Source organism: Actinoplanes sp. NPDC026670, from assembly GCF_040638175.1.
Taxonomy (GTDB): Bacteria; Actinomycetota; Actinomycetes; order Mycobacteriales; family Micromonosporaceae; genus Actinoplanes.
On sequence record NZ_JBEZXU010000013.1, the window covers coordinates 147,761 to 170,544 of the forward strand.

15 protein-coding genes and 1 pseudogene are annotated in these 22,784 nt (G+C 68.0%); 2 read left to right on the plus strand and 14 right to left on the minus strand.

Translation table 11 applies throughout. The features are described from left to right. The first annotated feature begins 9 nt into the window (after positions 1-9). Positions 10-1,236, plus strand: coding sequence for a hypothetical protein (locus AB0E94_RS15455; RefSeq protein WP_360326574.1), 1,227 nt, complete (start codon positions 10-12; stop codon positions 1,234-1,236). 8 nt (positions 1,237-1,244) lie between these two features. On the opposite strand, the gene AB0E94_RS15460 is transcribed toward AB0E94_RS15455, so the two are convergent. The 14 genes and pseudogenes from AB0E94_RS15460 to AB0E94_RS15525 form a co-directional block, all read right to left on the minus strand. Next, positions 1,245-4,406: a DUF87 domain-containing protein gene (locus tag AB0E94_RS15460; RefSeq protein ID WP_360326576.1), complete on the minus strand. Its 3,162-nt coding sequence runs from the start codon at positions 4,404-4,406 to the stop codon at positions 1,245-1,247. Continuing rightward, positions 4,403-5,044, minus strand: a complete 642-nt coding sequence (locus AB0E94_RS15465) for a hypothetical protein (RefSeq protein ID WP_360326577.1) — start codon at positions 5,042-5,044, stop codon at positions 4,403-4,405. The genes AB0E94_RS15460 and AB0E94_RS15465 overlap by 4 nt, the downstream gene beginning before the upstream one ends. A gap of 15 nt (positions 5,045-5,059) precedes the next feature. Continuing rightward, positions 5,060-6,907 carry a hypothetical protein gene (locus tag AB0E94_RS15470; RefSeq protein ID WP_360326579.1) on the minus strand — a complete coding sequence of 616 codons (1,848 nt, stop codon included), beginning with the start codon at positions 6,905-6,907 and terminating at the stop codon, positions 5,060-5,062. A 150-nt stretch (positions 6,908-7,057) separates the two neighbouring features. Next, positions 7,058-9,244, minus strand: a complete 2,187-nt coding sequence (locus AB0E94_RS15475; protein ID WP_360326580.1) for an ATP-binding cassette domain-containing protein — start codon at positions 9,242-9,244, stop codon at positions 7,058-7,060. Beyond that, positions 9,241-10,308: a hypothetical protein gene (locus AB0E94_RS15480; RefSeq protein ID WP_360326581.1), complete on the minus strand. Its 1,068-nt coding sequence runs from the start codon at positions 10,306-10,308 to the stop codon at positions 9,241-9,243. The genes AB0E94_RS15475 and AB0E94_RS15480 overlap by 4 nt, the downstream gene beginning before the upstream one ends. Then, on the minus strand, positions 10,305-11,600 hold the full coding sequence (locus tag AB0E94_RS15485; RefSeq protein ID WP_360326583.1) for a protein phosphatase 2C domain-containing protein: 1,296 nt from the start codon (positions 11,598-11,600) through the stop codon (positions 10,305-10,307). Before AB0E94_RS15485 ends, AB0E94_RS15480 begins: the two co-directional genes overlap by 4 nt. After that, positions 11,597-12,307: a VWA domain-containing protein gene (locus AB0E94_RS15490; RefSeq protein ID WP_360326584.1), complete on the minus strand. Its 711-nt coding sequence runs from the start codon at positions 12,305-12,307 to the stop codon at positions 11,597-11,599. The genes AB0E94_RS15485 and AB0E94_RS15490 overlap by 4 nt, the downstream gene beginning before the upstream one ends. A 149-nt stretch (positions 12,308-12,456) precedes the next feature. Further along, a complete protein-coding gene (locus AB0E94_RS15495; protein ID WP_360326586.1) occupies positions 12,457-13,218 on the minus strand; it encodes a hypothetical protein in 762 nt (253 codons plus the stop codon). 581 nt (positions 13,219-13,799) lie between these two features. Beyond that, positions 13,800-14,195 (minus strand): hypothetical protein, encoded by a 396-nt coding sequence (locus AB0E94_RS15500; protein ID WP_360326588.1) that lies wholly within the window; start codon positions 14,193-14,195, stop codon positions 13,800-13,802. A 5-nt stretch (positions 14,196-14,200) separates the two neighbouring features. Further along, on the minus strand, positions 14,201-15,352 hold the full coding sequence (locus AB0E94_RS15505; RefSeq protein WP_360326590.1) for an amidase domain-containing protein: 1,152 nt from the start codon (positions 15,350-15,352) through the stop codon (positions 14,201-14,203). 246 nt (positions 15,353-15,598) lie between these two features. Next, positions 15,599-15,880, minus strand: a pseudogene (locus AB0E94_RS15510) (hypothetical protein); the annotation flags it as partial. 558 nt (positions 15,881-16,438) lie between these two features. After that, a complete protein-coding gene (locus AB0E94_RS15515) occupies positions 16,439-18,427 on the minus strand; it encodes an AAA family ATPase (RefSeq protein WP_360326592.1) in 1,989 nt (662 codons plus the stop codon). Further along, entirely contained in the window at positions 18,424-19,011 is a 588-nt protein-coding gene (locus AB0E94_RS15520; protein ID WP_360326593.1) for a hypothetical protein, read from the minus strand. The genes AB0E94_RS15515 and AB0E94_RS15520 overlap by 4 nt, the downstream gene beginning before the upstream one ends. A 17-nt stretch (positions 19,012-19,028) precedes the next feature. Further along, positions 19,029-20,276: a DUF4297 domain-containing protein gene (locus AB0E94_RS15525; protein WP_360326595.1), complete on the minus strand. Its 1,248-nt coding sequence runs from the start codon at positions 20,274-20,276 to the stop codon at positions 19,029-19,031. A 1,315-nt stretch (positions 20,277-21,591) separates the two neighbouring features. Between AB0E94_RS15525 and AB0E94_RS15530 the strand changes: the two genes are divergently transcribed. Continuing rightward, positions 21,592-22,782, plus strand: a complete 1,191-nt coding sequence (locus AB0E94_RS15530) for a hypothetical protein (RefSeq protein WP_360326596.1) — start codon at positions 21,592-21,594, stop codon at positions 22,780-22,782. Positions 22,783-22,784: the final 2 nt, after the last annotated feature.

Consider the following 22,784-nt stretch of genomic DNA (forward strand, 5'->3'; position numbering starts at 1 on the left):
GGGGTACGCGTGCACAACGGCAGAAGCATCGACGTCCTCGTCGTCACCGCGCTGAAGGACGAATACGACGCCGCCCGGGCGGTGGCCGGCGGCGCGCAGTGGCACGACCAGGGCGCCGACGGCACCGCGCCCTACGCCACCACCCGGCACCAGGGGCTTTCGATCGCGCTCGCCCGTCCGACGCAGATGGGCGGACGTGGTGTCGGCGCCATCACCACCACCCTGGTCAACGAGTTGCGGCCGACCTGCCTGGCGATGTGTGGCGTGTGTGCCGGCAAACCCGGCGAGACGGCTCCCGGTGATGTGATCGTCGCCGCCCCGGCCTACGAATGGGACGAGGGCAAGCACGCCGGCCCGGCGTTCCGCGCCGACCATCAGCAGTTTCCGCAGGACATCCGATGGTTGCGGGCGGCGCAGGACTTCGATCCGGCGCACCTGCCCAGCCACGGCGTGGCCACCGACGACGAGGCCGCCGTCTGGTTCCTGGAGCGGCTGTACCGGGGCCAGAACCCGCGCAAGCATCCGGCCCGGGACCGCTATCTGCCCGGACCGGCCTGGCGCGAGCGGCTGGAGCGGCTCGAGTCCGGCGGCCTCATCCACTGGCGGGACGGGGAGTTGGTGCTGACCGGCGCGGGCCGCGACCACATCCAGCGGGTCCTCTACTTCGACGCCGGGCCGCAGCGGCTGCCGTACCAGGTCGTCGCCGGGCCGATGGCCAGTGGCAGCGCCGTGATGACGGATCCGGACGTCTGGGACCGGCTGGAGATCAACCAGCGCCGGATCCTGGCGCTGGAGATGGAGGCCGCGACCATCGCCACGGTCGCCCACGAACGGCAGGTGCCGCACTGGCTGGTAGTGAAGGGTGTGATGGACCATGCCGACTTCGCCAAGGACGACAGGTTCAAAGCCTTCGCCGCCCGGGCGTCCGCCGAAGTGTTGTTCGCGCTGCTCACCAGCCTGCTGTCGCCGTCGGCGCCCGAGGCCCGCCCCGCCCCGGCGGCGGGGGTTCCCGGGACGGTGAAGCTGGAGGTGGTCAACCGGCTCACCTACGACTGGCAGGACCTGGCCGATGTGGTCGGTGTCCCCTCGTACGAGACCCGCCGGTTCCGCAGCGGCGACGAGCCACGCGATCTGTGGACGTGGCTGGAGAGCCGTGACCGGCTGTCCGAGCTCCCGGACGCCCTCGCCGTGATCGGCCGGACCGATCTCGCGAGCCTGCTGCGCCCGTACCGCTGACGGGTTTTTCAGGCCCGTGCCCGGGCCATGACCTCCTCGTCGGTGAGCGGACTGCTCGGGTGGTGGCTCAGGCACATCGGTGTGCGCACCAGGTGCGGTACCTCGCCCTCCAGCGCGACATAGAACTCGCCGGCGGTCAGATTGCCGATGCCGGGCACGTCGCCGCCTTTGACCTTGGCCATCTCGCGGGCGGCGTCGATCTGGACCGGCACGCTGAGCCGCCCGAAGAAGTGGGTCGCCGCGTTGCCCGGGATGCGGTTGTGCAGGTTCTTCGGCGCCTGCGTGGCGAAGATCAGCCCCAGGCCGTACTTACGGGCCTGGGAGGCCAGGGCGAGCGTGCTCTGGGTGCACGCGGTCATCGTTCCCGACGGCGCGAAGGTCTGCGCCTCGTCCATCACCAGCAGGCCGAGCAGCGGCCGGTCCCGCGCCGGGTTCTTCCGGATCCAGGCGAACAGGCCCATCTGCAGCTGGTTCACGAAACCCTGCCGGGCGTCGTCGCCGGGCAGCCCGATGAGGCTGACCACCGAGATCCGGGCGCGCCGGCCGGGTGACGGGGTCAGCAGGATCCCCGGGTCGGCCGGGGCGCCGCTCCCGCCGAACAGCGGATCGTTGTCCATCGAGGCGGTGAGCGTCTGCGCGAGACCTGACGCGATCTTCGCGGAGTCGTCGAGCCGGCTGACACCGTCGGGCAGGTCGGACAGCAGAGCGATGAGCCCGTGGATGTCGCCGCGGCCCTGCCGGCCGTAATGCTCCACCGCTTTGCGCAACACCGCCAGACCGAGATGCACCCGGGAGGTACGGCCGACCAGGTTCGCCCGTGGCGCGAGCGAGGTGACCGCCGCCTCGACCGCGGCGTTGAACTCGTCGGAGTCGTCGAGGACGGCGCCGAAGTCGGGCAGCGGCTGGAAACTCAACGGCCGGCCCGCATCCCGGCGCGGTGTCCAGGTGATCACCTCGGTGCCCGCCAGGAATCGTCGCGCGCGCTCGGCGTCGCCGGGCAGCCAGCCGGGCGGAGTGTCCGGCCAGCGGTCGCCGAGACGGGCCAGGTCGTTGTTCGGGTCGAGGACGATCGCCGACACCCCGAGCAGGGCGCACTCCTCGATGAGCCGGCGCAGCAGCACGGTCTTGCCCGACCCGGAGGCGGCGAAGATGGCCGCGTGTTTGCGCAGGGACTCCAGCGACATCAGCGCCGCAACGTCGTCGCCGACCCCGTGCCCGATGGTGAAGCCGGTGGCCGGCGGCTCGTCCGGCGCCCGGTCCGGCGTCTTCACCTCGGCGATCACGGTGCCGGCGTCGGCCAGGGTCTCCTTGAACAGGGCGAGCTGTTCGGCCGGCCGGTAACGCACCAGCCAGGCGTGCAGGTGCGCCGGGTTTTCGTCCCGCAGGCCGTGCAGCGCGGCCAGCACCCGCAGATCGGCTTCGTCGACGCGGAGCGTCACACCGCCGTCCGCTTCGAGTTCCTTGATCACCTCCTGGGTCTTGGCCGCCTGGCTCCACGGGCCGTTGCGCAGCAGGAACAGCTTGCGTTTGGTGACGTCGGCGGTGAGCCCGGAGGCGGTGCGGGCGCGACGGATGCGGTGCAGCGCGGCCAGGCCGTGGTGGGTGTCGCTGATCGCCCGGAAGGACCAGTGCATCTGGTCCTCACTGCGGGACTGGTCGGCGGCGTTCGCCAGTTCTTCCTCCGAACGCCTGTCGAGGTTGCGCCGGAGCCTGGCGTGCAGATCCGGCCGGGAACTCGGCGGCGGATCGATGCTGAACCCGGCGCCGTCGTCGCCGCGCTCGGCTATCCACGCCTTCAGGCCGGCTGCGAGCAGGGCCGGGAACGAGCTGTCCTCGGTGTCGCGTTCGAGCGGGGAGGTGACGTCCGCCGTACGCCGCAGCTCCTCGAACCGCTGTTCGATCCGGGCCAGATCGTCATCGGCGATCGTCGGCGCGGTCCGGTCCGGGGTCCTGACCTCCGGATCGTCCGCGGGCACCTCCCGCAGGCTGGTCAGCTCACGCAGCCGGTCGTCGATCAGGCAGGCGCGGATGTGCCGGTCGATGGCGACCAGCAGCCGGCGCGGCGTGTAGTCCATGGCCTCCGCGAAGACCTCGTCCCGGACCGGCCAGGTCGGATAGTCCGGGGTGAAGCCCACGGTGGCGAACCGGGCCGCGAACCTCTTCTCGACGAGCTGCCGCGCCACCTGCGGTGACCGGATCCCTTGCAGCACTTGACAGCGGTGAAACCTTGGTTCGAACGACGCCGGCGCTCGGCTCGCGATCAGGTCCCAGGTCGTCGAGAGCATGGCGAGGACCGTCAAGGTACGGCGAGTGGCGTCCCGCAGGTCGGTCAGGCCGTTGGCCAGCTCTGTCGCCATGACCGCCAGATGAAGGTCCTGTCCCCCACCTGAAACCTTGGACAGATCCTCATGCAGCGCAGCCTGCGCCAGGGCCGTATCGATCTGGTCGAATGCGATAACCGATGGCCCTGTGGTGGCCAGCAGCCAGGAAATCTCTTGAACGATCTCCTGGGTGGTCCGGTGTGTGTTGCGGATCCCCCACTGCCGGCGTTCCCCGGCCACGCCCTCCTCCGCACGTGCGAAGAAGTTGTCGGCAATGTCTTGGTGTTCCTCGTCCTCCGAGGCGCGCAACGCGAGCGCACGCAGGGTGTCCCGGCAGCGATACGCGACGTGCTGATCGGACTCGCGCAAACCGGCGACGAATGTGTCCAGAGCCTCCTTCGTGAGCCCAGTCTCTCCGATGACCGCGCGACGGTCGGCTCGTGGCGCCCCGACTCGGGACGCCAGACGCCGCAGCAGCAGGCTGAGCTGTGTCTCCCCACCCGGCGCCTCGCGAGCGAGGCCATCGAGCAAGAAGACCAGTAGGCCGTCCCAGAAGTTCCTGCCGTCGAGGAGTCCGATCAGGAAGAAGTAGCCTCCTTGCTGCTGCACCTGCTCGCGTACCCAGCCCAGCAGGTGGGTCTTGCCCGTGCCCTGCCGGCCCTCAAGCACCAACCCGATCGGGCTGGCATCCGGGCTCGCCACGGCATCGGCGATGCCGTCGCGCACATCGCGGGCCACATCGTCGTGCAGCCCGCCGACGTGAAAGGGCGAACGCCGCCACACGTCGTCGGGTGCCATGGCCCAGCTGAACCGCAGCGCCGCAAGCGCCGAACGTTGCTCCTCGTTCATCGCCGGCCGATCGCGAGCTTGTGCCGATCCTCGCCGCCGATCCGGACTGCGGCACGCCGTTCCTGCTCACTGATCCGGTGTTCGAGCGCGTCCGGCTCGAGCCGGACATCCTGCGCTTCGAGCAAACCGGCCAGCGCTCTGTCCAGATCCGCCTTGGACACGTCTTTGAGCAGAGACCGCAGGGTGCCGAGGGCTACCCACTGCCCCGGTCCCTCGGCGAGTTCGGAGTAGGCGGCCCGGATACGGCCGTCGAGATCAACGGGTTCGGCCACCGCCTCCGCCCGCGGGCCCGTCGCCGGTTCGGCACGAGCCGCCCTCCCCAGCAGCTGCTGAGAAGCGACCAGCGCGGCCCAGAACAGCTGCCGTTCGCCGGCGGAACGTTTCTCGCCCTCGGCGGGCCGGCCCTGCTCGACGGTCAGCGCAACGAGGACGGCCTTGCGGCCCGCACCGGTGACGGTGTGCCGGTAGGGGCGGCGCTTGGTGTCGGAGCTGACGTACCCGGCGGCGTTCAGTCGCTCGTAGTCCGGGCTGACCAGGCGAACTCCGTACAGCTGATGGAGCTCGGTGTTGGAGAGTTCTCGATCGGCCGCCTTCAGGATGATCAGGTAGGCGTAGTCCGCTGGGGTCAACTCGGCCATGAGAGGTCCTTTCGATCAAGGCATGAGGGGCTGGGTGACGAGCGCGCCCGCGGCGTCCAGCCCGTAGGCCCGCAGCGAGATCAGCGATGGGTGCTCCTGCGCGGTGTAGAGGGCGATGAGCCGATCACCGGCGCCGGCGGTTCCGGCGTTCAGTTCCGCCCGCAGGTTGTCCTCGTCGCGCAGCTCGAACAGCAAGGTGCACAGTTGCAGCGCGGCCTCGTGGCTGCCGTCGTCGACCTTCGCCCGCAATCCGGCGATCTCCAGGGCGGACCCTTCGCTGCGCGGGGCGGTCCGGCGCAGCTTCGACAGACGCAGCTCGGCGGCACGCTCGCCCCGTTCGGCACGCTGCCGGAGCAGTTCCGCGTCGCCCCACCCGGCGTACAGATCAGCCAGCGCCTCCGCGGCGCGTGGCTCGCCCCGGTCCGCGCGGTCGCGGATCTCGCGCAGGTGCCCGCGGTCGGCCAGCCGTTCGATCAGCTTCTCGGTGGCGATCGCGTCACCGGCGTCCGCCTCGCGCCGCAGGTCGTCGCAGACCCCGCCGTCGGCGAGCAGGCCGGCGACCGCGCCGGGCAGGCCACCGGTCCGGGTCCGGCCCGGTGTGCGGATCTGGTCGGCGCGCTGCGCCAGGTCCTGGACGTGCATCAGTTTCCGGGTGGCGAACCGGTCCTGGGGGTCCGCCAGCAGGCGCTGCCGGAGGATCTCGGCGGCGTCGTCGAGCCGGTCCTGGCGGACGAGTAGATCGACCAGTTCGGCGGCCGCCTTGCCGTGGCCGAACTCCTGGACGAGGCGGGTCAGCGCCTTCTCCGCGTACCGGTAGCGCAGCCGGGCCGAGGCTGCGGTGGCGAGGCGGCGCAGGTCTTCGGGCCGGCGCAGCCCGGTCACCAGCGCCTCCCAGGCCTCGTGCGGCAGCGGCTCGGTGCGCCGCTTGCGCCGGACGTGCTGGGCCAGGTAGTCCGCGATCGTGTAGCCGGCGAGGGTGCCGGCCCGGCCGTCGTCGGCCGGGAACAGCGGCGACACGTCGCCGTAGAGGGGCTGGGTGGCGTACGGCAGCGCCTCGGCCAGCCAGTGGTCCGCCGTCGGGACGCGATGGTGGCCGCGGAGATACCCGTACATGGCGTCGGCCAGCAGCGCTTTGCTCAGCGGCGACTGCACGCCGAGCCGGTGCGCGTCAGCCGCGGCGGTGATCATCGCCTTGGCGTACACGTTCGGCGGCTGCTCCCAGCACATCACCAGCCGTGGGCCGCCGGCCAGCACCTGGGTCAGCCCGGCCTCGCTGGCCTCCAGCGCGTCCCGGATCCGGCTGTCGCACCGCGCGACGTCTTCCGCGATCGACAATTCAACGGCATTCAGCGCATCCGGTACGGGGATGACGAACGCACTCTTCACCAGCAGGTGGACGTCGTCGCGGCCGGCCGTCCATTTGGCGTACTGGTCCGGCCACAGTGTCCCGACCACCAGATTGCCGTGCCGCACCAGCGCCCGGATGCACTCGGAGGTCAACGGCGGATGGGCGCCGAGGAACTGCTGCAACTCGTCCAGCCAGAAGACGGTCCCGTGCGGCGGAGCGTTCTTCACCTCGAGCAGTTCAGCCGCGTCGGCCGGCTGTGCGAGGTCCCATTCCGGCACGAGTTCGTAGATCGCCTCGTACAGCGAACGCGTCTTCCCGGTGGACGATCCGCCGACCATCACGACAAAACTTCCGCGGGCCGGCAGATTCGTGGCAAGCGCGATCCGCAGCCGCGAGTCGAAATCCCGTTTCACATAGGCCGGCAGGTCGTCATCACCGTCGACGACCGGGACGGCACTGTGAATTCCCAGCTCACGCGGAACAGCCAGGTCCACTCGGGGCCGGTCGAGCGACACTACGGCACCATCTCGATCGCCCGCCGACCATTTCCAGGAAAAGCGCACGAGGTCACGACAGCCCTACCGTTCTGCGAGCCGGACGCCAACTTCTCGATCGTCATCGAAGGCTTCCAAACACTCCTACCGTTTCCCTACCGCACCCGGTGCTCATTCGACGTCGCGCTGCCAGCGCCTCGCGAGAACCCGGGTCGCGGCGAGCAGCGTGACGACGGTGAGCACCACCAGAGCGCCGGTCAGCGACCAGAAGTAGACGTCGTCGTGGGCCCACATCGCGTCCGTGTAGACCCGGCCCTCGCGCTGCGCGTTCAGGTCGCCGTATCCGGCCGCGGCGGCGAACCCCAGCCGGGCCGGCAGCACCCACGTGACCGGTGACAGCCAGCCGGGCAGCTCGAACAACGACCCGCAGAGCACCACCTGGGCGACCGCCACCGCGGTGTTCGCGGTGACCGCCTGCTCGACCGATCCCACCGACACCGACACCAGCAACCCGAGAGCCGCCGACGACACCAGCACCAGGATGACGATCAGCGCCTCCGCGGCCACCGGCGGCACCCCGAACGCGGGCTCGAAACCCTCCCGGATCAGGTGCAGCGCGGCGATCATCAGCGCGCCGACGGCGCCGCAGACCACCGCGTACGCCACGAAGGCGACCGCGATCAGCCGCCCGGCCCCGGCGCCGGCCCGCCAGTCACGCTTGAGGATTCCCTGGTTGCGCACGACTTCCAGGTAGGTCAGGGCGGCCCCGCTCAGCGCCGCGACCGTGATCAGGGTGGCGAGGGCCGGGGCCAGCTCCGGCGCCGGCCGCAGTCCGTGCTCGGCGGCGACCGCGGCCGCCACCGCCCCGCCGACCGGCAGCAGCGCCTGGCCGAGCGCGTACCAGGGCCCTCGTCGCAGGATCAGCGTCGCCTGCCGGCCGAGAAGGTTCTGTGGCAGCCGCACCAGCCGCCGGTTCCGTTTCGGGTCGGCCGGCTTGCGCCCGATGCGGTCGAGCAGGTCGGCCCACCCGGACGGCCGGCCCTGGTCGACCACCGAGGCCGGCGGCCCGGCGTGCGCGAGCCGGCCCTGCGCCGACAGCACCAGCACCTGGTCGGCCAGATCGAGGTGGGCGACGCTGTGGGTGATCACGACGACCGTGCACCCGGCCCCGGCGATCTTCCGCAGGGTCCGCATGAGCGCCCGGTCCCGGCCCAGGTCCAGCCCGCTGGTCGGTTCGTCGAGCAGCAGCAGTCTCGGGCGGGCGACCAGTTCGGTGGCGATCGACACCCGCCGCCGTTCCCCGCCGGACAGCGTCCCGACCCGCGCGCCGGCCCGCTCGGCCAGCCCCAGTTCGGCGATCACCTCGTTCACCCGGGCCCGGCGCTCCATGGCGCTCTGATCGCCGAGCCGCAGCCGCGCGGCGCCGTCGACGGTCTCGGCCACGGTGAGGTCGGCGAACAGCTCGTCGCGCTGCGGCACCAGCCGGACGAGTTGCCGGGCCAGTTCGCCGGGCGCGCCCGCGCTCAGCCGCACGCCGGCGACGGTCAGGTCGCCGCCGACGATCCGCCGGCCGCCCAGCAGGGCGCCCATCAGTGTCGACTTGCCCGCCCCGGACGGCCCGACCACGGCGACCAGGCTGCCCGCGGCGATCTCGAAGTCGAGGTCGTGCAGGTCGGTCTTCTTCCGGTTCGCCACCGAGAGGTGGGTGGCGCGCACCGCGTATCCGTGGTCGGCCCGTGGCGCGGGGACGATCCGGCGCTCCTGCTCGTAGACCCGGGCCAGGTCGGCGACGCGCAGCACGGTCTGCCCGAGCACCAGCAGGTCGTCCTCGCGTACCGGCCCGGAGCTCAGCTCGCGGTCGTTGACGAAGACCGGCCCGCCGCCGGCGATCACCGCCCATTCGCCGCCGGGCAGTGGCCGCAGCCGGGCCTGCACCGACGCCAGCGTCGGATCGTCGATCTCGATGTCCGCCCCGGCGCCGGCCCGCCCGATCGTGCGCCAGTCGCCGGGCTTCTCCCGTACCGGCTGGGCCGGCCGGGCTGGCCGGGCCGGCTGCGGAGCCGGTAGCGGTGCACCCCCGGTGGGGACGAGGTCGAGCCGGGCGTCCCGTGCCAGCCGCACCATGGTGGACGGGCTCAGCGCGGCCGCGTCGAGCTGCACCCGGTCCAGCGCCGGATGCGCGGCCGGGCGGAAGATCCATGCGGCGAAGTGCACGAACGTGCCGACCACCTCGCTCTCGTCGCCGCCCGTGCCGTCGGCGGTCAGCAGCAGCGCGCCCGAGCGCAACCGCGCCGACCAGGCCCGGTCGGGCGTCAGCTCGTGCCGCACCCCCTGTAGATACACGTGCAGCGAGGTCACGCGTCGCCTCCGTTGCAGATGAAGATCAGCACGACGATCACGATCAGGACCGGGATCGCATAGGACGCCACCCGCGTCCAGTTGAGCCCCGGCGGTACGGGCGTCTCCGCCCGGCCGAGGTACGGCTCGGCGCGAGGTTCGGTACGGACCTCGGCGCGCTGCCGGGGCACCACAGTGGTCACCTGGCGCATCCCGGCGTCGGTGACCAGCACACCCGACCGGCCCAGGGTGATCCAGTGTCCGGCCCGTTCGCTCCAGAACGTGTCCCACCGCGGTTCGCTGACCCGGTTGCCGATCGCCTCGGTCAGCAGCGTCACGGTCGAACCGGTCAGGTAGCGCCGCATGGCGCCGGCCACCCAGTCGTCCACCCCGCGCGGCGCAAAGTCGCGCAGCAGCAACAGGAACGTGCACCAGGCGAGTTTGGCCAGGTCGACGCTCGGGCTCGGGTCGCCGGTGACCACCCCGTTGATGTATTCGGGTGCGGTCGGTGGCGCCACCGCCCCACCCCAGTGCCGGCTCACCATGGAGTCGCAGTCGACCAGGAAGATCCGGGTGGCCCCCTCGTCGACCAGCACGTTCTCCGGCTGGACGTCGTTCACGATCACGTCGTGGCCGTGCAGCCACCGGATCACCTGGACGGTGTGCCCCAGCGCCGCCAGCACCTCGGGCACATGGGCGTCCACCTCGTGCTCGGCGACGTTAGCCTCCAACAACCGCAGCCCGGACAGCGAACGGGCCTTCCGGCGGTCGCCCGGCCGGGTCATGAAGGTGTCGGGTGCGGGCGGCACGAGGATGCCGCGCAACCCGTCGCCGGCCCGGACGATGATCCGTGGCCAGGCGCAGCACCCGTCGAGGCGCTGCTGCTCGGCCCCGGGCAGTTCGATACGCCAGGTGATCATCCGCTCCAGCGCGGCCACGGCGACCACGGCCCGCAGCTCCGGAAGGTAGCGCTTGTAGTAGTACCGGCGGCGGCGCCAGCGTACGGCGAAGATCTCCGCATTGCCGCCGGTCGCCCATGGCTCGCCGTCGTCGAACTCGAGCTCGGACTCGTCGGCGTAGGTCATGGCTGCGCCGGCAGCCAGACGGCGACCGCGCTGCGGTCGTCGTTGAACATCTCGTGCCGGAATTCCAGGAGGTTGGCGAACTCGACCGGCCGCGGTGGCCGTGCCAGGCGGGCCGCCAGCTCACGCGCCAGGGCGGAGCTGCCGGAGCCGAGCGCCTCGGCCACGCCGTCGGTCGCCAGCATCAGCACCGTTCCGGGCGTTATCAGCAGGCGTACCTCATGCCTGGCCGGGCTGTACGGCAGCGCCCGGGTGCCCGATCCGCGATCGTGGTAGAGGGCCTCCCAGCTGTTGTTGCCGAGCAGCCACGCCTCCGAGTCACCGACCGCGACGATGTCGGCCTCGGCGCCGCCCGGAACCGGCCGCAGCTCCGCGACGACCAGGGTGGTGGAGCCGTCGTACCCGGCACGGCGCAGATCGTCGATGGTGTCCTGGCGGACGTTCTCGACGAGCCGTCCGAGCGTGACCTGCCGGCAGCGGGGGTTCTGACCGAGATCGAGCAGCCGCCGCAGGGCGAAGGAGGCGACGGGGCCGGAGTCCGGCTGGGAACCGACGCCGTCAGCGACGGCGATCAGAAGACTGCTTCGGTACGACGACCACCCGGCTGCCACCCGATCCTGTCCCGGCTCACCGGCGAGCAGGTGGGTGAGCCCGGGCAGCGACGCGCCGCGTACCTCGAAGGGCTGGCCGACGACCCGTCCGCCGAAGTACGTCGAGCTGTCGGCGGCGCCGGTGACCACCCGGCGCGGCAGCGGCACCGTGGTCCGGTCCAATTCGGTGACCGGGCCGACCGTGACGACCGCCAGGCTCGTCTCGCTGATGGGATCGGCGACCGCGGTGTCGTCTGCACATGTGTTCTCGTCATCCGGCGGGAGCTTGCCGGGGCGGTCGCCGGTGGAGGCCGTCGTCGGCTCACGCCGGGACCGGCGGGTGAGCCGGCGCCAGAGCGACGCCCGGCGCTCGGGCTCGGCGGCCGGTTCACCGAACGGGACCATCTGGCCGTCGCCGTCCGGCCGGCCGGTGGAGTCCCATCCGGCCGTCGACCGCCGATCTTCTCCGGCCGTGCCTTGGTGCTCCCCGGCCGTGCGCTGGCGTTCCCCGGGCGGTGCGTCCTTGCGCTTCAGCGCCATCCGCACGACCCCGACGGTGACCACCAGTATCCCCCCGATGGCGAGCGGCCAGGCGGGTGCCAGCACGCCGCCGGCCGCGATGACGGCACCTGCGGCGAGGAGCAGGACCGGGGTGAACTCGCGCGACCGGGTCCGGCCGTCGCCCGTCGCGGATACGCGCTTCACCGGCGAGACACCCGGCGCATGCCGGCCGGGGTCTTGATCACCATCGTGCCGACCTGGGTGGAACGCGCGACGCTGTCGAGGATGGCGCTGGTGACATTGGACGCCAGAGCGCCTGAGGCCACCGTGCCGTCCGCGATGAACCCGTTGATCAGGGCGCCCTCGCCGGTGGCGAGGTCCGCCAGCACACCCTCCTCGGCGCCCTCGAGGCCGAGCGCCGCGATGTGGGCCGGGCCCGCCGGCACGGCCAGCTCGTTACGGACCGGCAGCCACTCGGAACGGGTCTGCTTGGCCGTACCGAAGTAGGGGAAGCCGTCGCTCACGAAGAAGACCAGCGGCCGGACAGCGATCGTGGCGTCGTCGTCCACCATCGGCCGGACGCTCGCCTCGACCTCGGCCTGGTCGGCCACGATCCGGTCGCGCAGCAGCTTCAGCGCCGCGGCGTAGTTCGTCTGGCCGGCCGCCGGCAGCGGCGGCACCGTCGGGATCTCACGCAGCGAGGTGGCCGGCAGGACCGTGGTCGCCTCCGACGCGAACGCGATGACGCTCAGCCAGCAGGTGGTACGGACCTGGATGTGCTCACGCATGTGCAGCACCAGGTCCGGCATCAGCAGTTGGAAACGCTCGAACGGCGACTCGATGTGCCGTCCCGGTTTGCGCATCGAGATCGAGACATCGAGCACCAGGTAGATGAGGTGAAACTTGCGCAAGGTCCGCGGATTGGGCACGTCCGTCCTCGGTTCAGCCGGCGATGTGGAGATCCCCGAGGATGCCGCCGACTTCTACCCCATTCCTTCCGCCGAATGCGCCGCCCCATCGACCGATCCAGCAGCATCGATCTCAGTCGCTCCGCTCCGTCTCAACTCCAGCGCGGAGTCGGAAGCTCAAGGGAGGGAGCCGGCTTGGCCGCGTCGGAGCCGGTGCCGAACGTCGCGCAGACCGGGATGTCGGTCTCGAACGACACCGCCTCCGGGTTGTCGCGGTCGACGCCACGCTTCTGGAAGACCAGCAGAGTGCCGCCGGCACGCTTGTCCATATCCCCCGGCATCGACGGCACGGTCTGGCTCCAGGTCCTGCCGCCCCAGAAGAGACTTGCCCGTACGGTGACCTGCCGGCGCGGGTCGGCAGTGAACTGGACGTAGACATCCCCGACGAAGCTCTGCGGAAACGAGTGGGGCCACTGGGTCCGGGCCGGACAGGTCAGGTCGGCGCCCCACGTCACAGCAGTGGGCGCCGGAAGAGACTGCAGCTTCACGTACCCAGGCATGGGATGGTCGCGCGTCCATCGCCAAGCACCCAACCCGGCGACCACACCCAGCACCAGCACCACGCCCGCAGCGGCCCGGATGAGTTTTCGACGCGATCGCCGAGGAGGAACCGGCGGAGTTTCCAGGAGCGGAATGAGATCGTGCCGTTTTATCTCGGCCAACGCCGCCGGAAGCTCGCCGAGCCGACGACGAAGCCTCAAGAACTCCCACAACTCGCGCGGCTCGTCACCTTGCCGCCAACGGGCGCTGACATGCGGTTCGACCTCGAGGTAGTCGGCGAGGTCCTTCCAACTGGAGCCGAGCCGCTGCTGAAAACGGATCCGGGACTTGCCAGAGATACGAAACTCGGACATCGTCGCCCGCTCTCCGTCATCGTGATAGCGAAATCACGGCCAGGGTAGCGTCTCCCCTCTGCCCGGGGCGCGTAGTCGCCGTCGACGCACTGGCCCTCATCGGAGGCCTGTCATCGCTCAAGATCGCTGAGGAGATCGGCGAGGCGGATCGGGCGTGGCTGGCAGCGCTGCTGCATCCGCTACCGCGAACGATTGCTGCACCAGCTGCGGCTGCTCGTGCGCCCGGACACGGTGCTGCGCCGGCACCGTGACCTGATCGCCCGCCGGCACGCTCGATGCTCCCGGCCTCGCCGGACCGGGCGGCCACGAACCCTCCGGTCGATCCGCGGCCTGGTACTACGTCTGGCGTCGGAGAACAGCGACTGGGGCTACCGGCGTATCCACGGCGAACTGCTTCGCCGATGCCGGCATCACCGTGGTGCTCAGCGGCGTCCGGATGCCTCGGATGAACTCGATGGAGCGGTGGATCCAGTCCTGCCGCCATGAGCTACTCGACCGGACTCTGATCTTCAATCAGGCACATCTGCTGTACGCCCTGCGCGAGTGACCAGCACGGATGGAACTATCGGCACCCGCAGCGCTCAGCGGTGCTTGCCCAGACTGATCCGCCACCGTCCGTCCGACCGTGTGAGCGATAGCGAATCCTGATAGGTCGTGTTGTTGGCCGGCGCCTTCAGCCCGAGATCGACCGACGTGATGTCGGCCATCCCGGTGCCGTGGAACTGCATCGTCTCGTAGAACAGGTTGCGTCCCCCGAGGCGCCGCAGCCTGCTGTCGATCTCTTCGGCCGGATCGTAGGCCGGATCGACCAGGCCTTCGATGGCTTTCCTGTCTTCGGCGTTCAGCGCCTCGATGTAGGCGTTCACGACCATCCAGGGATCGTTCTCGTCAGGCACCGGCCCGCCGCCGCATCCCTGCACCGCCAGGAGAAACGCGCATGCGGGCGCCATGATCAGCGCTCGCATGCGGACACTCATGCCGGTCACCATACAGTGTGGCTCATTCCGTACGCCTTGTAGACGATTCCGTTGGAGGCGAGATCAGCCAGAATCTCGGTGAGCGGACGCAGGTGGTAGTCGTTGTCGTGCTGTGTCATGTACAGCTCGACACTCTGCTCGTCGTAGACGTTCTCCGACACGAACTGGGTGTGGTCGATGGTGTTGTTCACGTCCCAGTCGTACTGAATGACATCCGTGTCGTAGCAGTAGTAGAGGTTCTGTTGGTACTTGAGGCGCTGCGAATAGGTTATTGCAAAAGAATGGAAGTTCGTTGCGGCACCCCAGGTGTAACTGCATTCGTCGACGGTCCCACCGTAGAACCACTTGGAACGAGTGGCCCGTCCCGGCGGGCCGACGGTCTCCCAGCCGCCCGCCCACATGATCTGGGAGAGGAAGCTCGTACAGTCCCCGCCGTAGCCGTGATAGTCCGGGAAGGCCGGGTTGCGGCCGAGCGCCCACGCTGCGGCGTACCGCTGCATGTCGCCGTGATAGTAGCGATCAGCCATCAGTCGCATTGGCGTCCGCTGCGTGACCGACTCCCGGTCGACAGCGGAGGCCGGGCCGAGCGCCGCGCCGGTGGCCCCGGTGCCCCGTTTCCGGCCGGTCCGGGAGAGGCGTGGTTGTGTCAACGGCGGCAGGGCTCCGTCGCTGTCGACCACCGCGTCGGCCAGCTCCCACCGGTTCGACGTCTGACGCGTCAGGCGGACGGTGTGGTCGAGCCGGTACACACTCGCCGGGCCGCTGCGGGGGCGACGGCCCGCGAAGTGCAGCGACGTGATCTCCTGGACTGCCAGCGTCACCTCGTTGCCGGTGGCGGCGCGAACGGTGAGTTTCACCGAGGTCTCGGCACCCGCATAGCCACCGTGGGAGGTGTCGGCCAGACCGCGTCCGTCGAACAGGCTCGGAACATCGTTCTCAAGATTGTCGGCGAATGCGCGGGTTCCGTGTGATCGCCACGTCGCCGTCGAAATGCGGCGGCCGGCCCGAGTGACTCCGTCCGCACGTTTCTGGAAGTATTCGTGCACGATGGCGCGAATCGCGGTGATGTCGTCGGCCGATAATGATGCGGCTGCCGCCGCCGGACGCGGTGCGCCCAGCATGGCCATTCCGGACCCTGCCGACAGGGCACCGAGCATCGTTCTGCGTTTCATGGTCTCCCCCGTGTCAACTCCTGAGAGGAGAGCCTTTCATAGACGAAAGTGAATGTAAACGTCCTATGCCGCGCCAATACTCTGCACATGGCTGTGAGCACCCGAACACGGTGCTGCGCTGGCACCGCGACCTGCACGCCCGCCGCCACGCGACCATGGGTCCTGTTGCGTTGTTCGATTGGGAGGCGTATTCGGCCGGTCGCGGCGGGCGGATGCCAACACGTCGATGACCTTGACATACGTTTCATCCACGAACCAGCGGTCGCCCGGAGCGCGGCGGGTGAACCGGGCCGCGTCAGCCAGCAACGGCGCGAACCCCAGCAGCCACCGATACACCGTCACGTGATCAACCTCAGTACCGCGTTCGGCAAGTAGTTCCTCGACGTCGTGGTACGACAGGTTGTAACGGAGGTACCAGCGCACCGCCACCACGATCACCTCCGGCGGAAACCGGAACCCCGCGAACGCCGACGACGGAGCAGACCACGAAGGCCACCGAACGGCAGACCGCACCGATCAACTGTGCCCGAACGCCTGGCGAGGCCGCAACAGAGCCTTCTCACCAGCCACAACGGCGATCCGCCTTGAAGCAGTCGCCGAAATCGCAACCACACTGCGACCACAACTGCCTAGATACAGAACAGCGGATATTCCCAATCAGGAATATCCGCTGGTCAGATGTGTCGGGCTGACAGGATTTGAACCTGCGACCCCTTGACCCCCAGGCGTTGGAGGCCCCAGCGACGTGCTAAGTAACGTTTTACCAGGTCGCTGAAAAGCATACTCGGCCGAGTAAAGGGGTCGCCGCCAACTCCCCTCTCGGTGGCCCCAAGAAGGGTACTGACCAGGTACTTCAGGATGGCGGTTCGCCTGGACGGACTCTCTCAGCGTTTCATCCGTAGCGTTGCACCTCACTCCGCAGGACATCGGGGCAAGCATCATCCTTCGATGGCACCTCTCTTAATTCGACCGAATCGGCATCGGCGACGCGAACGCCCGCATTGACTCATATGCCATCGATCTACTGCCCTGGCGTTGCACCATCAGGGGGTTTCGGAATTTCGGCTGACCTCACAAGTCGGCGTCACTTGCTTGAGCTTCCGGCGCACGATCAGGAATTCTGATAAGACAGTCTTCTCGGGTAAGCTCAAGCGCTACGCGCTCGACGATTTCAACAATAAGGTCGCGTGATAGTTCGTTGTCGACTGCGATGATTTGCAATGCGCCTCGGTACGCCTCGTCCGATGCAACTCGGCTGAGTAGTCGATAGGCGTCTCGAATACGGTCGAAACTCATGCCTTCTTGTCCACTGTTAGCCGATATTCCGTCCAGAATGAGGAGTCCGGGCAGTGGTAGGTTGCGGTCGATCGCCACGGTGTGGTGCGCAAGGGCGTGTGCGATGTTGACGAGAGTCTTGAGGCCCTGACTGGATAGTTCGTCGAAGCTTCGGCCGGATACTTCGGGCAGGAAGGTCGTTCGGTTGATTTTGACGCTTAGCTCTTGACCGAAATCCGGGATTCGCAGCTGCCGTAGATATTCGGACATTCGCTTTTCGAGTGCTTTGACGTTTTCTTCGGCGTCGTGTTGTGAGAGTTCGAGCTCATTGATTCGGAGTCTGAGTTCTTCTTGCTCGGATTCGAGCGTCTCTCGGCTGGCGAGTTGCCGCTCGTGTCGCTGCAGGAGATCCGCGTACTCCCGGAGGCGCTGCATGTCGGCCTCAAGCTGAGTTTGCCGGGTTGCCTGGTGTTCGATCTGGGCCGCGCGGTCAGAGACAAACGCTTGGGTGCGGCGGTCGAGGTCCTCTGCCAGTTCGGCGATGAGCCGATCGAGCCGACTTGCTTCGACCGTGAGTCTGTCGAGTGCGTTCTGGCGGCCTTCGAGGACTTCGTTGGTCTCGGTGATCTGGCTTGCGATGCGGTCCTGTTCGCCTAGGAGTTCTGCGTCGGAGGCTGCCGGCCGTGGATGCTGGAGGCATAGGTAGCACAGGTGCGGGTCGGTGCGTGCTGGTTCGATGTCGTTACCGCAACGCGGGCAGACGACGAAGTCGAAGTCCACGAGCCATTCGCCAGCCACGATCGCGCGGGTGAGGCGGGCGGATTGGCTGCTGAGTTGCCTGACGAGGTCACTGAGGTCTTTGATCTGCGCTTGCAGCCGGGACATGCGGTCGGCGATGTCGGCGCGGCGGCTGCGTGCTGCGAGTAGGTTCTCGCGCGCTTGCTGAACGCCGGGGATGTCGGTGATGGTGCTTGCGAGGGCTCGGCGCTGTTGGAGGACGTGTTCGAGCTCTTCGGTGCTGGCGGCCAGTTGCATTTCGAGGGTGGCGAGGTCAGCGAATGGGGTGTCTTTGAGGAAGTGGGCGCGGACTTCTGCGTCGTGTTCGAGGGAGTCGAGCTGTCGCTGTAGGTGGCGTAGTTGGGCGTTGAGTCGGGCGAGTTCGGGCTCGAAGTAGCCGTAGGCGATCTCGAAGACCCAGCGGCGTTTGGCATCGCGGTAGGGCCGCTTGTGGCCGAAGACTTCGGTGTCGAGTTCATCGCCGGTGATGATGCAGTATCCGAGCCAGTCGGTCATGGTGACTGGGCTCTGCACTCCGGTGGGTTCGCTTCGAGCTTGGGGGACGCTGATGGCTGGGATGTCGAGCCGGTCGAGCAGGAATGTGCTGTAGGTGTGTGCTGATCTGGCTACGGGCAGGCGAACGGAGAGGGCCTCGCGGCCGGGTTCGTTGTCGTCCTCGCTGATTTCCACTAGTGCGTCGCTGGTGGTGGTTCGGGGTCGGTAGATCTTCCATGGCCTGTCGCCGAGCATGACGTGTCCGCGGATGGCATCGACGTAGTTGACCTCGGGTGGCAGGTCTTTGGGCATGGTGCCGAGTAGGGCTCGGATGAGGCGGATGAAGGTGGTCTTGCCGGTGGCGATGTCGCCGACGATGTGGTTGAGGCCTGGGTTGAAGGTGACGTTGCGGCCGCCGCCTACGAGGTCTACCTCAACGAGTTCGAGTCGGTGTGGGTGGACCGACTGGACTCTGGTCTCCGGTTGCGGTGGGTTCGTGGTGGGTCGTGTCACGTCAGGTCCTCGTGCCATGCGGCGTCGGCGATCTCGGGTAGTTCGTAGAGCAGGTTTTTGAGGGTGTTTCCGGATTTGTCGAGGTGCCGGCGCAGGAGGATCAGCCGTTGGTTGATGTCGTCGAAGCTGCCGTCGGCGCGGAGGTTGGCGGCGAGGTCGGCGCCGGTGTTGGTGGTGCGGTAGCCGAATCCGTTGCCGAGTGGGGCAACGTCGACGAGTCCGCGGCCGATGAGGGATCCGAGGACGGCGTAGTAGGAAGGATCCCAGGGGCCGTAGCGGTAGCGCATCATGCGGGCGTCGAGTGGCGCTTCGTCGGGGTCGATCTGTTGGAGTTTGTCGGCGCTGATGCCTTGGGCGGTTAGGACGCGGCGTAGGTGGCGTGGGTAGCGGAGCAGGAAGTCGAGTTTCGCGAGTTTGACGCGGCCTTCGAGGTAGCGGGTTTGGCCTCGTGTTTTGTGGCTGAATGCGTCGATGAGCAGCAGGATTCGTGCTTCGGCTTCGCGTGAGGGCCGGAAACGTGCTCGAGGTGATTGGTCTGCGTGGGGTGCGGGCGGGCCGCCTGGCCGGGGTGGGGTGCCGATCATGGGTCTGGTGCTGGGGGTCATGTGAGGCCCCAGCCGAAGTGGCAGAGGTCGGAGAGGTGGCCGAGGTAGCCGAAGAGGAGTTCCTCGTCTTGGTGCAGCAGGGATTTCCGGTCGAGGTGGGCGAGGTCGTGGGGGCGGGAGCGCAGGTCAGCGGCGATGGCTTCGGCGGGGCGGCCGGCGGCGATGGGGTTCGCGACGGCGGCGAGGTTGATGCGGTCGGAGGTGGCCTGGGCCATGCGCAGCATTCGGCGCGCGAGTTCGTTCAGGTCGGCTTCTGCGCTGTCGCGGCTCGCGAGTAGTAGTTGGCGTTGGACTTCCATGTTGGCGCGTTGTTCTTGAACGTCTTCGATGAGGGTGGTGCTGGCGCCTGCTGCTCTCATCTTTAGTTCCAGCAGGGATGTGGCGGATCCAGCGGCCATGCGGGCGAGAAGTTGGTGTTGTCGTTCGCCGGGCAGCGGCGGGGTGAGCGCTGTCAGCATGCTGCGGCTGAGTGTCTGGTTGTGGATTGGTTCGATGTCTGACCAGCCGGGTTGTCCCTGGTGGGGAAGGTCGTGGTCTACATGCGGGAGAGTGGCGGCCAGGATGGCTTGGATGGAGGCTGGCTGTTCGGTGTTTGCGGTCTGGGCTGCTGTCGCGGCGTCGAGGAGCCGCTTGTAGAGGCGCAGTATCTCTGGGTGGGACAGGGCCGGCCAGAGAGCTGACAGTTCCCACATTGCTACTTTGTCGATGTGCGTCTGGCTTGGTTGTCCGGGCTCGATGACCAGGCGCTGGAGGAAGTCGTCGACCCACGCTTTGATGAGTCCGTGTGCGACGAGGCGTGTTCGGACTTCATTGGTTGCGCTGGTGGGGTCGAGTACGAAGCCCGCGGTGTCCGCTTTTGCTGAGGTGGTTCCTTCCAGCCATAGTTCGTAGGTACATATGTCATGGATTTTGGCTTTGCGGGCCTTTACGTATGTCCGTACGAGTGCGTCCAGGCCGCGGTCGCACATGGTGGCGACGCTCCATGAGCCTTTGTCGCGGGTCTTGAGCTGGATGAGGCGAATCTTGTGGGAGTGGACGAGAGCGAGGTCCTCAAGCTGCTCGCAGACGGCGAAGGCGGGGCCGCTGTGCTCCTGCAGCGAGGTCAGCCATTGACGCACGATCTGCTTTGCTTGCCAGACATAGCGGGCGAAGGTCTCGAGTCCGGTGGGGTCGTTCGCGACTTTGGCGATCTTGGTGAGGTTGTCGAGGCCGGGGATCGGCTCTTGCTTGGTTGCGTCGGGCACCCGGACGACACTCCCACTGCTCGGGCGGCAAGGCCGCGCTCACCTAACGCGATGTAGTGACTGCACTACTGCGAGAAAGCGATGCTAACGGATGTGTCCGGTGTGGGCGATGGTCCACTCCGAGCCTTTCAGGTTGTCTGCGGTGAACGGCTGGCCCGTTCGCGACGGTCCGATCGGGCGCCAAAGCCCTCTTCATCCATGGGGACCTGCATTCGCCGACGGCAGCCGTGGATCCGGTCGCCAACGATGCTGCGTTGCCGCGGGACGACTTCCTCGGCGCGGGTGCGCGCCGAGGGTCCGGCAGGGGGTTGCATGCGAGGTCAGCTCGCGAAGATCCCGATGACGAGGAGGATGAGCAGGGCGAGGAGCAGGATTGCGGGGAGAGAGGCATGCCTTCGCCTCTGTTCGGGGTGGGTGACTCGTTGGAGAGATTGCGCATGTGGCTACGGACGTAGGTGCCGTCGCTGCGGTGGTGTGCGCGTACGCGGGTGGCGCTTTGCGTTCTGGTGGTTCTTGCCGGGGTGCGTCGGGTGTGTGGGCGGACGTAGCTTCCGTTTTTTCGGTAGTGGCCTCGGACGCGGGTCATGATCGCCTTTCTGTGATCAACTTGTTACCTTCCGTCCGAGATGGTCGCAGCCGGGTCCGACAGAAAAGCTAGATCGATTTAAGTCGATCTTTTGTTTTGCGGCTTATTCTCAATTCACAGCCGTTTTGAGTGTCTGCGCAGAATTGCCGGCGCCGACCGGAAGTCAGCTATCGGCGGCGTCTGATCTTCGGAGCGGCATCGCCTATCCACAGGTCGCCGGCTCTGTATCGCCGCTGGCGGCGCCGCGATGATCTGCATAAGCGGGATTCGACACTATCCGCATGAGGGGTGCCGGGTCGCCGCTCTGGCGAGCGCCGTGCGCTCGCCGGGGGTGTATTGCCGAGCAGGTCAAGCTGGGCGGAGCATCGCGTGACGCCTGACGGCGACCCGACTGTTCATGCGGAAGCCGCGTGTGGCGGTGCTCCTGCGGTTGGCGGCTACGACGAGCTTGCGTGATTCCACGGACACAGGGCCACTGTCACCCGAACGCATGAATCCTGCCATTTCCGAAGATTGGACTTTTCACACTAATCACGCGACGCGCGTATGCGATCTTTCGTTAGTCGATCTACATTGGCGCAGCTTGACCGCACAGAAACCTTGTCCTGCGTGAATGTAAAGACCCAAAGGTCGAACATACGGGCGACAGGTGAGGATGCTGCGCCGCAGCTTGATAGCGGGTTCAATTCACGAGTTTGCGAATCGTCGCGCCGTTGAAGGGCGGGGTCGTTGAGCTCGGATCTGACGGGTGTTGCGCCCTCCGCGCTGGCCGGCGCTGTCGATCCTGATGATGATTACCTGACGGTCGCCCTGCTCTGTGCGGGGCTGGCGGAGATCCTCCGGCGTCGAGAGCGTGCGGCCGCGGGTGAGAAGAACGCCGAGGGCATCCTGCCGTCGTCGTGGCGTAGCGGGTTCGCGCGCCTGTGGTGGCGGTGCTTCGCCGACGGGGTACCTGCCGTCGAGGATGACCTCAGATTGCTGGGCTTGTGCGCGGAGCCGATGGTGACGTGGCCGGTGGCGTTGGCGTTGTCGGAGATCGACCTGCAGCAGACCCTGCTGGTCGGGGAGCGGCTGTCGGAGTTCGCCGAGCAGGGTGCGCGTTTGAGTCGTGGTGATGTGGAGGCCGAGTGGGTCGAGAATCGGGTGCACGAGGCGTTGCGGTCGACGGCTTCGGCTAATGGCAGCACGCCGCAGGAGGTGGAGGCTGCCTATGCGTATCTGCGGCGGTATCTGATTGATCATGCGGTGATCGCGGACCGGTCCGTTCAAACGTTGGAGCGGCGGTTTCGTGCGCACGACGCGGCGGGTCGGACATATGTGCGGCGTCTGGTTGAGGCGGCATACCGCAGCCGGACCGTGGTGGGCGTTCAGCGTTTTCTGTTGTGTCCGGCGTGCCGCAACCCGGTGGAGGACGCCGCGTGCGACTGCGGTACGCCGGGATGTCCCGGCGGCAGCGCTGTCGAGTTGCTGCTGGAGCCGTTGGCGGCCGTGTACGAGCAGCATCGGGCGACGCGTCTCTATGTTCATGATCCTGGGCTGGTGGAGGCACGGATCATGGACGCCCTCAGCACGGAGAAGTTGGCCGGCAGGGTTCGGATCACGCCCTACCCCGGTGTCGACCAGGTCGACGTGCTGATCGAGTTCCTCTCCCCCGACGCCGGGTCGGTGGTGGTGGAGTCGTGGGGCGTTGATGCCAAGGACCAGGTGAGTGCCCGTCTGCTCGGGCGAGGTTTCGTGTGGCCCAAGGAGTTTCGCTGTGACCGGCGCCTGCTCGCGCTGCCGATGCACCGGGCGAAGCAGCCAGGCTACATCGACGACCTGAAGGCGGAGATGGATGGCCGTGTCGCGGGGGTGCAGGTGATCGACGAGAACCGCCTGATCAAGCAGGTGAAGCGGAGAGCTGGGGAGCTGCACGGGTGAGG